This is a genomic window from Chryseobacterium metallicongregator (assembly GCF_031324065.1).
Classification (GTDB): Bacteria; Bacteroidota; Bacteroidia; order Flavobacteriales; family Weeksellaceae; genus Chryseobacterium; species Chryseobacterium metallicongregator.
The window spans coordinates 175,032-190,182 of sequence record NZ_JAVIXS010000016.1; the positions used below are offsets into that span (position 1 = coordinate 175,032).

Genomic DNA, 15,151 nt, shown 5'->3' on the forward strand with positions numbered 1-15,151 from the left:
ACCTGATTATGAGTCAGGTACTCTGAAAAATGGAAATATTTTGTGAAGGAGATCTGGTGATCTGCTAAGGGTTTGAATCCCTTCTTCCAGGAAAGTTCAGAAGAAGGGGCGATTCCCTCCAACTCCCCGAAAAGAGAAGTCTGGAGTTTGATTTTTAATTACAGTCATGGACAGTTAATCCTCAGCAGTAAGATTATAATGGTGTACTATACTTTAGATATTGCCTGGTAGAATCCTGAGGCATTAACGAATATTCCGCCTTGAGGTTTCCAGCCACGGAGAATGTAATCATTAACTTCCTGTTCTAAATTTTCTAAAATAAAATTGGAGAGTACTTTGTAATTCATGATGATAGATTTTAGTTTTATCGAAGATACAAATAATTCATTCATAGCCTATGCAGACGAATATCGTTTTTTCTTAATCATCAAGTCTGTAAATAAACTCCTCAATCTCCGTTTGTCTGGCATTGGCAAACCCTTTATCGGTGCCGATTTTTACAAAGGCGCATTTTTCCAGAACCTTTTGTGAACCCAGATTATCAAAGGCAACCCGTCCAAAAATGGGCCTTGTGGTCTCAATTGTGAGAAAATCTTTCAAAGCATTTGTAGCAATACCTTTTCCCCAGAAATTCTTATCAATCCAATAGGTGATTTCTGCGTCTCCTTCCATGATAAATTTGGCAATACTTCCAACGATCACTGTACCGGCAATGATCGTTTGGTTATTGATGGTAGGATCAGCCAGTAGTTTTGTGAACTTGGCGATATAGGCTTCTTTATTCGCAGAATCTTTTGATGTAAATGCTGCCAGATGATTGGCTTCATCATCAAGCTGAAACTGAAAAAGAGTTTCTAAATCTTCCACTACAGTCGGCCTGAGTTTGATGTCATATTGAGTATCTTTCATGGTGTGAGACAGGTGTTGGTTGATTTTCAAATATAGAATTTATTTAAGCTATTTAGATAACGGTTAACCTTTAAAAATAAAATTGATCAGGATTTATTTAAAAACACTTTAGACACTTAAGCAGATTTAAAAATAGCAGCCATAAAAATAGCACTTAAGATAAAAATCAAAGATTTTTTAAACTTATGTGGACTTATTATGCAAAATAAAATACTCTAAAGTTTACTTAAGTGTTTAAAAATTTGTGGTTTATATTTTCCCACGGATGACACAGATTTTCACAGATGCTTATGATTAAAATAATGCGTTGTTTTTTATACGTAAAAATGCCTATCGTCTACAGTACAAATACTTGGCTTCAAAATCGGAAATTTATACCCTAAAATCTGCCTTTTTTTCGCCGTTACTTTGGTATGTTCAAAAGAAGCTTCAAAACCCTGAACAACGGCAGCATCCGAAAAGCCAAGAAAAGAGTAGGAACCATACCAATATTATTATCATGAAAAATCCAGAAAATGTTGCTCCCTTTGTAGAAGCATCACAAATTATTACAGAACTGAAAGACAGAGCTAATGATATTCTTTCCAGTGTTTTAAGTACAGACCTGTCTGCGATCACCATCAATGGTAAAGGAAATTTTCCTTATTACTGGCAGGATCCTTCTAATCTGAAGTTTAATAAGAAAACTTATGACTGGATCTCTTCCAACCTTAGAGCTAATACTGAACCAGTACAGCTGGATCAGGTGTTTACCAATTATTTTATTGATGCTTTTTCAAAAGTCAATTATTCTTTATCTGTAGAAGATACCGCTGTACTGAATGATGCGCATACAAGAGCTACAGATCAGCAGATGGCTTTGCTTAATGCCTGGGTAGCGGCTTATAATACGCTTCCTCCAGCTACCGATACCATGCAGCCTATTGATATCATTATGGATAAAATTGCTACTGAATGGGCGAATCCTTCCACTACTTTATACCAGATTCAGAAGAGTGATAACCTTGATGCGTTACTGAATAAGACCCCGGCAAGCGGTAAACCTATTCTCCCTGTCTTAGCCAATTATCTGGACGCACTGGGCGCTACGATATCATTACAGAACAATGTAACGATGAATAACGGTTACCTGTCCAAAGCATTGAAGAATGTACAGAATCCTAAAAAAGAGAATGGCGGACTGCTGCTGAATGATGACAGTATTTTACCGGCTTTTGAAGTGACCACTCCGCTCAACGAAATTTTAAACGGGCTTAAAAATACTTCTCAGACTGCTCAGATCGATATGGAAGTGACCCGTGAATCTGAAAGTCGTTTCAGTGTTTCCGTAGAAGGGAAGACTGGTTTTTCTATTCCTATCTTTGATTTCTTTACCTTAGGAATTGGGGGAAATGCCAATTATTTCAGTGAAGATATTGCAATAAGCAAAAATTCCATCCAAATCTCGATGATGTTTACAGGGGTTACACTTGTGAACTTTGGCCCCAAAGACTTTAATATTGCCAGCAATATGTATTGGGCATGGTTTGACCCAATTCGTAAAGCACAGATCAACAGCAGAGATAAAGAAGAAGAAAAACATATTTCAGGGTATAAGTTTTCTCCGGATCCGGGGATGAAATTCGGACCGGAAGGACCTTTCGGATTACTGAACGGGGTGGCTATTTCCAATTATCCTACGGTAGAGATCACAGTAACGGGTGAAGATTATAAAAGCATTCAGAAAACCTTTGAACAGTCTACTTCTGCCACGCTTTCTTTCTTAGGAATTCCGTTGGCAAGCGTTAAAGAATCTACCTATTCTTCTTCCTACTCTGTAGATCATTCTAAATCTTCCATCAAGATTACACTCAGTCCTCCGCCAAGTTTGGTGGCTGGTAACAACAGAGATTCCATAGCATGGGTTCTGGGTGCAGTTGTGGATTATCCGGCTGAAGTGAGTGATGATGTTGAACTTCTTAACAATGAAGAGTTAGTAGCGAAGGGCGCTTATCCTAACTATCAGCTGTATAAAGATAACTTCGGAACTACTTATTGTTCTGTAAAAAAAGTGAAATCTCACGCCGTAGGTGCTACATGGGTAAGCGAATGTCTTGCCGCCCATCCGGGAACAAGCCCTGCAGGAAAACCATGGACAAGCCCAAAACAATCCGGGGTGATCTGGCCATAATCAACAACAATAAGTATAACAAAATAGACTGTCTCAACAAGGCAGTCTATTTTTATTAGGTTGCTTTCAAAGTATTCTTATTGTGTCAATTTTCAGACTTTTTGCTGGTTCGAAACATGGAAACTATGAAGGATATGAATGTTTAAAAAACTATTTGACCAGAAGGTAAATTCCGACTCCAATGGCTGCATAAGCCGTAACGGTAAGGATATCAGCGATAGGCTGCGAAAACCGTTTTTCTGCAATTCTCTCGCTATTGATCTGGTTCTTATGGAATTTCAGGCTTTTTTTAGCATTACGAACAGGGTGTGCTACCAGACTGTCTCCTTCCCAACGGTCAACAATGACTTTATAACTCTTGTTGTCTACCTCAATTTTAACATTTTTACCGGCAGCCAGTTTCTCCTGAACATTGACCGGTACAGGGGCTGGCTGTGCATTCATGTTTGGAGCGGCAGTGGTTGTCCCCATCATTTGAGAAGAAGTATTATTCGCTATATCGGTATTCTTTTTAGGGCCCTGATTATTGTTGGTTGCCACAGCCGGATCTGCAGGCTTTTTTACCTGATAGGTATAGCAGCTGGTAAGCGTAGATAATATAAGGATGAAATAAAGATTCTTTCGCATAAGCCAAATTTAAGAATTAAACGGAATATTTGGGAGTTTCTTTTGAAAGATGATATTTTTTTATAAAATTCTTACTGTTTTTCATGCAAAAAGTTTCCAGATATTAGTTGGGATAAAGTAAAAAGCAAAATGTTGTTTTTGTTGTGTAAGTTTTATACAAAGGGACTTCAGTTGATTTCCTTGTCAAGGTTTTAAATCTTGATAAGGGGATGTTTGCTATGGATGTAGCAGTACCATAGATTATGCTGATGAAAAAGGACTTTTAGATCATATTGTTGTTTTTAGAATGTTTGATTTATGAGTTTAAGAACCACACGAAAGGATTCGTGCGGTAGCGGAGAGATTCTTCCTTCGTCAGAATGACAGAAGTACAATTATTTGCTTGGGGTTATAGCAAGTGACGGAGAACATTACTTCCTTCTTCCAGCTCCCTGCATCCCAACTCTCACATCCAACAGATAAAAAATCCAGCCAGTATCAATCAAATTTTTATATTTGCATGGGTTGGGCAGGACTCTCAGAAGATCGCCGGAATACCCATCAAAACTTAAAATATAATAACCCAAAACAAAGAAAAATAAGGAATGGATAAGAGTAATTTATTAATTATTATAGCTTCGGTTTCTATATTCATTTCTATACTTCTTGCTGTTTTCCTCGTTACCGTAAAGACGAAACATAAGGTAAGTAATGTTTTATTTGCTGTTTTTCTCATCCTGAATGCTATAGATATTTGTGATCCTTTGTTTTATATGATGGTGGATGGGCCGTCTAACCTCGGAATGTTCAAAAACATGTTTGTTTTCCTGCAAATTCCGGTTTTTTATCTCTATGTATTATCTGTCTGTTATTCGGATTTCAAACTGAAACCTCAGCATTTGCTGCATGCGCTTCCGTTTATTATTACTAATCTTGCTTTAGTGCCTCGTTTCTATGGCGTAGATACTGCCTCCAAAATTTTCTTTATTGAAAACCGCCAGAACATGATGGAACTGAAGTTTAATCATATTCTGTTGCATGTTCAGATGATTATCTATTTTGTTTTGGTTTTCAGGGTGTTAAAGAAATCGAAGACGCTTTATCTTGAAAATTATGCAGGGAAAAATATAAACTCCTATAACTGGTTGTTTCAGTTTACGGTTGTATTGTGCATTGTATATGGCATAGCCCTTTTAAAAAACATCCTTAAGTTTTCGGATTATGCTTATATTTCAGAGGGGATAAAGGCCGGACTTTTATTATTATCCCTTTTCATTATCTGCTGGTATCTTTTCAAAGCACTGAATCATCCTGAACTTTTCAGAAATGTGGATTCAAAATTGAAGCTGGTATCTGAGATGGTTTCGGAAGAGAAAAACAGTGAAGAACCCGTGACAAGTGAGAGTGAGTATAATGAAGAACTTTTGAGATTAAAAAATTATATGGTGGAGAAAAAGCCGTTTCTAAATTCTTCTCTCACCATTCAGGAGGTGTCCAGTGAAATTGAAATTCCAGTGCGCGAATTATCTCTTTTGATCAATCACCAATTAGGGCAACATTTCTATGATTTTGTAAATACTTATCGTATAGAAAATGCAATGGACATCCTAAAAGATGTTACAAAAAATAAGGTAACAGTTCTTGAAATTCTCTATGAAGTGGGATTCAATTCAAAATCTTCTTTTAATACAGCCTTCAAAAAACATACGGGAACTACGCCTACGTTGTATCGTAAAAACCTGTAATATAGTGTTTTGTAATTACTCGTACGCTTTTTTGGGATGATTCGTACGTATTTTTTCTGATCAATGGGGACGATTACTTTTATTCGGTCGCCTACCTTGAGGAGCTTCCACATCTTTGTATCGAAATTAATATTTAACATTAAAAAACGATACAATGAAAACTTCATTACCATTCTTAGCAGGTCTTTTATTTTTAAGCAGCTTTACTTTCGGACAAAAATTTTCTACAAAGATTGATTCTATTATTCAGGATAATTATAAGAAAAATCCATCGGTAGGAATCAGTGTTGGTTTTATCCATAATAACGAAGAACATTATACTTCTTATGGTAATCTGAATGCTGAAAATAAAAATAAGATTGACAAAAACTCTCTGTTCGAAATTGCCTCTATCACCAAAATCTTAACTACCAATTTAATTGCTCAGGCAGTGATAGACCGCAAAATAAAACTGGATGATTATATAGATAATTTCCTTCCCAAAGAATATGTTTTGCATCAAAATCTTAAAAACAAAATCAGAATTTCAGATCTTGCCTCTCACCAATCCGGATTGCCTGATATCGACTTTCCAAAATTAATAGAACTGAATCCTCAGCAGCCTATAAGCAGTGTTACCCAAAATACCTTGACCACTTTAATCAATACCTGTACTGCGCTGAAAGATTATGGTAAATACCGATATTCTACCATTGGTTATACTTTATTGGGACAGATTCTGGAAAAGGCGTATGGTAAGAGCTATGATGCTATTGTTAGAGAAAAATTAACGGATCCCCTGAAAATGACTACTACATTAACGAAAGATTTTAATGTAAAAAACAGAACAACTGGTCACAATCAGGATGGAGGAACTCAGGAATTTTTCAATTGGAATGTTACAGCGCCTGCCGGATTAGTGAAATCTAATTCAGCCGATATGATCAGGTTTTTAAAGGCTGTATTAAATGAAAAAACCAAAGTAGGAAAGGCTTCCATAATAGGAGAGAAAATCTTTTACAAGGATGAAAAAAGAGAAATGGGATTAGGTTTGAATATCTCAACGGATGATCAAAATACACTGTATATAAAATCCGGAGATTCTATGGGACAGTCTTCCATTATATGTTACAACAGAGCTAAAAAGTGGGGGATTATTATCCTTCTTGATCAGAGAAATTCAAAGATGAGACAGGATCTTCTGAATAAAATTTATGATACTGTTCTGCAATAAGTATAGTTAAATAGTGCAGTTTTAATACATAAAGTAATACCATGAAAACTTTTATATACTTACTGGTTCTTGCTATAATAATGACGGGTTGCAAGGCAGGGCATACAACAATGTCTCAAAAAAAAGACTATAGCTTTCTTACAGATAGTTTACATGTTGAAAAACAATTGGACAAGTATAAACTTCCGGGATTTAGTCTTGTAGTTTTTGAAAATTATAAGATTGTCTACTCAAATCAAGCCGGAGTAAAATCAATGAATTCTAAAGAAAAACTGGATGTAAATACTGCTTTTTCTACGGCTTCTATTACAAAACCCATAACAGCGCTTCTTTGTCATATCCTTGAAGAAAAAGGGTTGATTAATTTGAATGATCCGATAGATAAATACTTAAAACGCTGGCATCTGCCAAAAAGTAAGTTTACTGAAAATAACAGCCCAACCTGGAAACAGTTTTTTAACCATACTTCTGGAACAAGCCAAGGTGGATTTTCAGATTATTATGAAGGAGATAAAATTCCCACGATCAAAGAAAGTCTTTTAGGGCAGATCCCGGGATACAGCAAGGAAATTGAATTTCTGTTCACGCCAGGAACTGATTTTGTCTATAGCGGAGGCGGCTATGTGATTGTTCAAATGGCACTAGAAGATACTTTAAATAAATCTATTGCTGAACTTGCTCAGGAATATATCTTTTCACCCCTTAGTATGAAGAATACCACCATGATACAACCTAATGAAAAAGGATTTCCAACGAATGTAGCTTCTGTGCACGATAAAGAGGCAAAAGTTATTAAAACAGGCTTGCCCATTACCCCACAAGTTGGAGCATCAGGAATGTGGTCTACACCTACGGATCTGGCCAAGCTTTCTATTGAGATACAAAATGCTTTGCGCAATAAAAATAACAAAGTAATTTCTCATCAGGTTGCCCAAAAAGTAGCAGAAGTAACGGCTTTGAAAAATGCTGTTGGCGGATGGGGCAATGGATGGCAGAGATCTGTAGCGTATAACAATTATGATTGGCTGATGTGCAGTGGTTCCAATACCGGAGTTGGAGGCAGTATTTTTGCCAGTATGAAAGATGGGAATGGTTTTGTAGTTCTTGCGAATGGTGAAAAGCCCAACCGTATCCCGGTGATCAACCAAACCCGGATCAGGATTCTGAAATTAATGGATTGGAACAATAAACTGGCTGATAAAAGAACTCAGGAGATACCAGTAAGCTTAAAAAAACAACTCATCGGTACCTACAATGACTTTCTTTACGGACAAGGAGCGGATACAAAAATTGTAGAAAGAAACAACCGTCTCTATGTTGAAAATCAATTTTTAGAATATTTTAAAGGAAGTAATGATAATGAATTGGTATATCTGAAAAACGGACTTTTTGCCATTGTAGATTATCCAAATCTATTAAAATTCGATTTCAGTAATGGAAAGCCAGGTGCTGTCATCTTAACAAGAGATGCCCTGGAGACAAAGATTGATATTACCAGCAAAAATAAATAAATACCTATTTCCCATGAAAAAATTAGTGACCGGAATTGTTCTCTTTCATTCTCTGCTGGCTTATGCACAGAAGGATGATAAAACAATGATTCTTTCTGAAATTACCGAAAAAGTGAAGCGCTATTATGTAGATAAAGAAGCTTACAAAAAAGTAGAATCTTCATTTCAAAGTGATCTTAAAAAAGGAACATTTAATACATTGAATAAAAATGATTTTGCATTGCTTATTGGCCAGAAACTGAGATCGGATATTAAAGACTACCATTTTTCTTTCAGATATCTGGAAAATTATAGCCCCGAAAAGGTAGTGGATGAGAAAGAAAAAGAAAAATTGCACGATTTTCACAACAGTCTTGAGAATTTTGGTTTTGAAAGTGTCCGGCGGTTGGAAGGAAATATAGGGTATATTAATTTTAAAGGATTTGCTTCCCCAAAATCCAGTGCCAATACACTAGCTGCTGCCATGAATTTTGTTGCCAATACGAACGCTTTAATTATTGATCTTAGAGAAAATCAAGGGGGAGATAATGGGATGCTTCTGCTATTCTGTAGCTATTTTTTTGATAAGAAAACAGATCTGTATACAACTTATTTCAGGCACAAAGAAAAGACAGTGGTCAACAGTACACAGAAAGATGTGTCAGGAGCAAAATATCTTCATAAGAAAATTTATATCCTGACCAGTACAAGTACTTTTTCAGCAGCAGAAGCGCTTGCTTACTTTCTGCAGCAACATAAACTGGCTGAAGTAATAGGGGAGAAAACTCCGGGTGCGGCCAATCCTGTAGATCATTTTGTTATTCAAAATCAATATTTATTGCTTGTTCCGACAGGAAAAGTAAGTTCATCAATAGATTATAAAAACTGGGAACATATTGGAGTGATCCCTGATCAGGAAGTGAAAGCTAAAGACGCTTTGAAAGCAGCCCATATCACAATTTTAAAACATATTTTAACAACAGAAACAAAAACAGAGCTAACTCGATCCGAAATAAAAAATCTTGTTCATCAACTGGAGCAATAAATGGATAGAAGTTCTTTGCCAAGATCTGCTACAATGGAGCCAGATGTTTTTGAAAGTAAAGTAATAAAAAGGGACAAATCTAAATACAGATTTGTCCCTTTTATTATTTTCAGAACCTTTTTGAAGATTATTTTAAAACCTGCTGGTCATAAAGAATGTTGTCGTCTTCATCAAAGCTTATAATCAGCACTTTAAATTGTTTGGCACTGTCATTATTAAAGAATTTAATTCTTGGAGGAACATAGTCACTGTCAAATAAATTAGGATTCCAGTACAGTGTTTCACGTGTATCATTTTCAATTTTTTCCGGAGCATCATTATCTATCATTTCAATAGGGAATTCTGAAGGTTTATCATATCCTTTGATGATGGATGAATTGTTCTTTTTTACTTCTTTTTCGTTGCTTTTAGCCTGCATATTGCCTTTCATTGTGTAGATGGCTACGGCATCGCCTACCAATCCTGATCCTTTGATGATTTTTACCATTGCAATATTGTTGATGGGAAGAGTGGAAATCATGGTAGGATCGGTAGCTATTTCATCTAAAAAGAGTTTGGCTTGCTGTCCTCGGATATAAGGTACGTTGGCTCCTGAATTATTTCTCTGAAATGTCAGGCCTGCAGCTTTTCCCTGCAGCCAGTCCAAAATATTGGTGTATCCTGACGTATGCTGGTCTTCATTCACGAAATCAAATACAGTAGAATTGACAGAACTGAACATTCCGCTGGAAAGTTGTTTATCAAGATCTGCCTTCGCATCTTTCTTTTTTCCTACCAAAGCAACTTCCTGAATTTGTATATCATTACTCTCTTTCTTTTTTATATTTTTTTGAGTATTGATGGCTCTTGAAATAGTTAAAGGAAGAGCTTTATTTTTATCAGCTTTTACCAATGTGTATTTTGTAGCCGGGAAATTGCCCTTAAATGGGGAAGGTATGACTAACGGTTCTATGGTGACAAACAAATCCTCATTTCCTGATTCCTTATTTTCTGAATTGACAAAGGCTGAAACTTCCAGAGGTTCATCATTGTTGAGGTTCATTAAATAGATATACCCGTTCTGATCTGTTTTGAATTGGCTGAATGCAGGCTGGCTTTGACCAGATTTTGATAATAAATTGATGTTCGTGTTGGGTAGCAGAGCATTATTTTTAATAGGTTTTACTCTGTAAGAAAGGTATTTTTGAGACTGGTTCTTAATGGTAGGTGAAACTCCGCTGAGTACAGCATTCCAATCGAATCTTTTCCATTTTTCAGAAATAAGCAAGGCGTCCAGTGCTTCAGTATTGGCATTTTTAGACAAATATTGTGCAGGACTGTCTATTCTTGTGGTAAAATCTCCCGTTAGCCAAAGACCGCTCAGGATATTTTCTTCTTCCGGTGTCTCAGTACCATTATCTTCGCTTACCACAACCGTATAATTTTTGAAATAAGATTCCGGAGAAAGATCAATACTATTAAAAGCTCTTGGGGTTGGTTTTAAGCTCTGGCCTACTATTTCTGCTTTCTCAACCTTTAAATTACCAGGTTTTATAAAGCAAAGCCTTTGTGCCACCACATTGTCCTGATCATCAAGAATAACCAATTGCAAGATACCGTTAGCACCACTACTGATTTTTGTAGGAATAAGGCTGGATGCTTCATTGGTCAAATGGTTGATGTTGGCTCTGTAAGCAAGATGGTTATTGATGAGCCCAATAATTTTATAACCCTGCAGTTGCTGTTTTAGGTTAACGCCTTTCAACGTGTATTTGATTCCTTCTTTAGAACTGGAAACGTCTATATTGAGACCGCTGTCTGCAGCTTGTGGCAGATCTATAGTTTGGCTCTTTCCTGCATTATCATGAATAATAGCCTGATATTTTTTTCCTGGCGCGGGAGTTATTTTAAAAGACGCAACATTTTTATCAAAAGATTTAAATGTAGTGACAGGAGTGTTGGGATTTTGAGAGTCTATTATTTTTCCGGACCAGTTTTCCGGCAGAGAAGAATGGGAAGATAATCTTACAGCAAATTTTGTAGGCATGCCGTTAATAAAAGTTCCGCCTTCCGGAAATACCTTGGCAGACCAATCGGAACTCTTGGCGATCACCAATGATTCTGTAGAGTTTGGATTGTAAACCGGAATTGTTTTGACAATTTGGAAGTCTTCATTAAAATTGGTCATGTATGGCGTGTAAGCTCTTACAAAATAAACCTGTTCAGGAAGATCTTCTTTCAGTTGAAAATCCCCGCTGCCTTCACCATTCGTAAGAAGTACTGTTTTCCAGTCTATTAATTTTTTATCAGAATTATACAGCTCAACAAATAGAGTAGTGGATAATGCAGAGCGGTTATATCCGTCAAATACAAAACTTTTGAACCAGATTTTATCACCAGCTGCATATTGTGATTTGTCGGTAAGTACATATACTTTTTCCTGCTCGTAATTATCCTCAAGATTGGTAATTGCTTTTTCTAATTTGGTTTGTGCCAGTACAGGCTGTACCATTGAAAGGAGCAATACACAGAACATATTTTTCATAGAAATCTCAGCACATTTTAATTCTTTGCTAATGTAATCATTTAAAGGTTTCTGGAGTTGATATTTAACATGTTATTTCACAAGAGTAAAAAGAATTTAAGGATGTTTTTAAGTCAAAAATCTTGAGATGCAGTGCATGATGAAGTATTGGTGAATGACAATAGGGAATTGTGAATTAAATAGGAACTTGCTGTAAATTAAAATTTTAGAGATGAAAATTTAATCAACATTTAGTGATAAAAAATATTTTGAATGAATATTTTTATTATTTTTATGAAATAAACTAAAACATGAAAATATATGAAATTTATTCACATTCCCAAATTCAACCTGACATAGTACCTTAAAAAAATCCTTTTTAATTTAAATTACAAATAAGCCTCATCTGATGAGAGGCCTGTATTTCTATATATATCAAGATAAAGCATAATTAAAAATCGATACAAACAAAATTAAGCTTAAACAAATCCTTAAATCCAAGTATTCCTATGGAAAAATCACACAATCACATGCATGGCTGCACGCATTGCTCTTGCCACAATCCTGTTTTGGATGTTCTTAAAGAAGAACTTTTCAGTGCAGAAAATATGACAAAACTCAATCCGGGTTCCGGAAAAGCTATCCACGAAAAACCACAAACTCTCATGGTAAGCGGAGGAATCATCCGCCCTATGATTGGAGGATCAACAGCTACCGTTGAATCTGTTGGGATCGCTGATGGAAAAATAGTGGTAACCGGTACAAAAGATCAGGTAGAAGAGTATATGAAACAGCACTATCAAGGGTTTCAAAGAAAAGAATTAACCGGTACCCAAACTTTACTTCCGGGTCTTATAGAACCCCATGTTCATATGGTTCCAACTGCAATGATGCAGGGCTGGCTGGATCTAAGTCCTTTTGAAGGACAGAATTTAAAGGCCATATATGACCTTGCCTCTGTGGGAACCATCATCAACAATCATATTCCTAAAATTCCGGGAGCTGTTATTTTAGGTAGAGGACTGGATCCTTCATTAATGCCTTTTAAGGAAAAAGACGGTAAAAAAGAGTTAATAACCATCGATAATATATTACTTGACAGTATTAATCATACTACACCGATGATGTTGTTAAGTGCTTCCATGCACACCCTTTATCTGAATACCAAGGCGCTGGAATATGTATTTAAACATAACTCTGATATCAGTGACGAATATAAAACCGTTGAAAATTATATTGCTGAGACTAAAGGTCAGCTGCAGGAAGGCTTACAGATGACTCCTGCATTGAAGACGGTAAAGCTGCAGATCATTGCGATGAGCATAGAGATTAACAGATATCTTACCAATCTTTTCAATACAGCCAATTCAAGAGGGGTTACTTTTATGTATGATGCCGGACTGAATAAAGGTTCTGAAACACTTTTAACCAAATATTTTGAGACTCACCCTGAGCTGGTAAGAACAGGAGGTGCTTATCTATGTTCCAGCCAGGAAGATGTGGATAAACTGGAACCTTATAAAGAGCCGGAGCACTATAAACCTGTATATAATGGACATATTAAAGTGGTTTCAGATGGTTCCAACCAAGGTTTGACGGGTTATCAGAGTGCTCCTTATCTGTGTAATCCTGCCAATAATACAGGAGTGTTTAATTTCCCGCAGACAGGTATTCCTGCCCATACGATTCCCCCAAGCTATAATACATTAATCAACAGTGTGGTAGCAGTAAAAGGCTGGCCGCTGATGGTTCATGCTAATGGAGATCAGGCGGTAACATTTGCTATCAATGCTTATCAACGTACACTTGCTCAATATAGAGGCCCGGAGCTTCGTAACCGTATTGAACACTGTTCACTGCTGACGTCAGAGCAAATTACCAATATGCTTCAAATGGGAGTTTCTCCAAGCTTCCTTATCGGCCACGTAGGTTACTGGGGCTATGCTTTTAAAGAAGTCATATTCGGGGAAAAGGCGCAAATGCTTGATCTTTGTGGTTCAACGCTTGCTGCCGGTATGAGAATTACCCTTCATAGCGATAATGAGGTAAGTCCATTGGGTCCTTTAAGAATGATGGAACAATCCATTACCAGAATCATGGAAAAAAATCCTAACGATATTGAAGTTTTAAACAGTGCGGAACGTCTTACCCCTGAACAGGCTTTAATTGCTGTTACTTACGATGCTGCCTGGCAATGTTATGCAGATAAATGGGTGGGATCGTTAGATACAGGCTACTTTGCTGATTTTGTTATTTTGGAACAGGATCCTCTTTCACTAAATACCCCTTCACTGCAGTATATGAAAATGAGAGACATTCCGGTATTGGAGACCTGGGTAGGTGGTATATCTGTGTATCCGAAAAGTAAAAATGTAAAAACAGTAACTGAAGAAGATATTCTTTTTTCAGATAAATCATAAAAGGTTCTGAAAAGGACTTAAATAATTGCTAATCAAATAACCATCAGAGCAGATCATTTCTGCTCTGATTTTGTTTTAAAGATAATTCATCAGAAAAATAAAGGGATACAGGCGGGAATGTTTTAGCCTTAAAAACAAAAAAAGAAAGAGAACGCAATTCTCTTTCTTATTGTATGACTTAGCTAGCTGTAAGGGTTTTCTTTATCTTAAGATTTTGATCCTGATCAGTCAGGCTATAAAGGAGTATAGATGATAGACATAATCGCATTTTCTTCATAAAAAGTGTCGGCACCTCCAGTGATGATGTTGCATTTAACGGTATCTCCCGCATTGAGTTTAAGGGATAAAACCTGATTCACAGAATATTTATTTCCAGCTAATGTAAGACCTCCGGCATTTTGAATATACGCGGTTGTTACAATGGAAAAATTGGCACTTGCGTTACTGAAATCAGATAGCTGGATACTTCCTGAAATCTGATATACTCCAGCTGTATTAACTGTGAAGGTGTTGGTCGCTGCATTCCAGCTGCCTATACTTGCCTGCGGAACGATATCAATCGTATCATAGTTCACTACATTTATTGCATTCCCTCCCGGCAATAGAGTAGTACCGGGTGTTGCAAGTCTCACACTTAAAACCGTAGTTGGGATTTTAAGCTGTGCCGTGACAGCATTGGGCGCAATTTGATAGATGTCACCATTGGCTTGAGAAATTAACAGGTTAGAAGTACCAAGAGTAGATGCTGCCGGGGTTTGTCTGACTCTTGCAGCTCCATTAACATCCAAAGTTTGGGTAGGGGAAGGAGTATTAATTCCTACTTGAGCGAAGAAGATTGATGAAGCCAACACTGTTGTCAGCAAAAGAAGGTTTTTTTTCATTGTAGTCAAGTTTATTTTAAATATTAGGATGCAAAATTATATAATGTAATTGTAAATATTTATAGAATTATTACTATGTCTTTAATTTGGTTAAAGTCTTTATTTTTAGTATATGTTGTGATTATTTAATTATAATGATTGCTTTTAGGAAGTTATTTAAAATTTTTAG

At 36.4% G+C, this 15,151-nt stretch carries 11 protein-coding genes; 6 read left to right on the forward strand and 5 right to left on the reverse strand.

Annotated features, from left to right (window positions below; all coding sequences use genetic code 11):
- Window positions 1-206: 206 nt before the first annotated feature.
- Both REB14_RS17395 and REB14_RS17400 read right to left on the reverse strand, forming a co-directional pair.
- Entirely contained in the window at window positions 207-347 is a 141-nt protein-coding gene (locus REB14_RS17395) for a hypothetical protein (RefSeq protein WP_158521371.1), read from the reverse strand.
- 73 nt (window positions 348-420) lie between these two features.
- Window positions 421-939: a GNAT family N-acetyltransferase gene (locus tag REB14_RS17400; RefSeq protein ID WP_309522828.1), complete on the reverse strand. Its 519-nt coding sequence runs from the start codon at window positions 937-939 to the stop codon at window positions 421-423.
- Window positions 940-1,408: 469 nt separating this feature from the next.
- Between REB14_RS17400 and REB14_RS17405 the strand changes: the two genes are divergently transcribed.
- A complete protein-coding gene (locus REB14_RS17405; protein WP_079242354.1) occupies window positions 1,409-3,079 on the forward strand; it encodes a hypothetical protein in 1,671 nt (556 codons plus the stop codon).
- A 150-nt stretch (window positions 3,080-3,229) separates the two neighbouring features.
- Here the strand turns inward: REB14_RS17405 and REB14_RS17410 are convergent, their stop codons facing one another.
- Window positions 3,230-3,706, reverse strand: coding sequence for a hypothetical protein (locus REB14_RS17410; RefSeq protein ID WP_079242353.1), 477 nt, complete (start codon window positions 3,704-3,706; stop codon window positions 3,230-3,232).
- A 584-nt stretch (window positions 3,707-4,290) separates the two neighbouring features.
- Here REB14_RS17410 and REB14_RS17415 point away from each other — a divergent pair.
- From REB14_RS17415 to REB14_RS17430, 4 genes are all read left to right on the forward strand, one after another.
- Window positions 4,291-5,430, forward strand: coding sequence for a helix-turn-helix domain-containing protein (locus tag REB14_RS17415; protein WP_309522829.1), 1,140 nt, complete (start codon window positions 4,291-4,293; stop codon window positions 5,428-5,430).
- Window positions 5,431-5,584: 154 nt separating this feature from the next.
- Window positions 5,585-6,643: a serine hydrolase domain-containing protein gene (locus REB14_RS17420; RefSeq protein ID WP_309522830.1), complete on the forward strand. Its 1,059-nt coding sequence runs from the start codon at window positions 5,585-5,587 to the stop codon at window positions 6,641-6,643.
- A gap of 41 nt (window positions 6,644-6,684) precedes the next feature.
- On the forward strand, window positions 6,685-8,154 hold the full coding sequence (locus tag REB14_RS17425) for a serine hydrolase domain-containing protein (RefSeq protein ID WP_309522831.1): 1,470 nt from the start codon (window positions 6,685-6,687) through the stop codon (window positions 8,152-8,154).
- A 13-nt stretch (window positions 8,155-8,167) separates the two neighbouring features.
- Window positions 8,168-9,178: a S41 family peptidase gene (locus tag REB14_RS17430; RefSeq protein WP_309522832.1), complete on the forward strand. Its 1,011-nt coding sequence runs from the start codon at window positions 8,168-8,170 to the stop codon at window positions 9,176-9,178.
- Window positions 9,179-9,305: 127 nt separating this feature from the next.
- Here REB14_RS17430 and REB14_RS17435 read toward each other — a convergent pair whose 3' ends face one another.
- A complete protein-coding gene (locus tag REB14_RS17435; protein WP_309522833.1) occupies window positions 9,306-11,702 on the reverse strand; it encodes a hypothetical protein in 2,397 nt (798 codons plus the stop codon).
- Between the two features lie 488 nt (window positions 11,703-12,190).
- Here REB14_RS17435 and REB14_RS17440 point away from each other — a divergent pair, with 488 nt between their 5' ends.
- Window positions 12,191-14,101: an amidohydrolase gene (locus REB14_RS17440; protein ID WP_309522834.1), complete on the forward strand. Its 1,911-nt coding sequence runs from the start codon at window positions 12,191-12,193 to the stop codon at window positions 14,099-14,101.
- 233 nt (window positions 14,102-14,334) lie between these two features.
- On the opposite strand, the gene REB14_RS17445 is transcribed toward REB14_RS17440, so the two are convergent.
- Window positions 14,335-14,982: a hypothetical protein gene (locus tag REB14_RS17445; protein WP_309522835.1), complete on the reverse strand. Its 648-nt coding sequence runs from the start codon at window positions 14,980-14,982 to the stop codon at window positions 14,335-14,337.
- Window positions 14,983-15,151 lie beyond the last annotated feature (169 nt).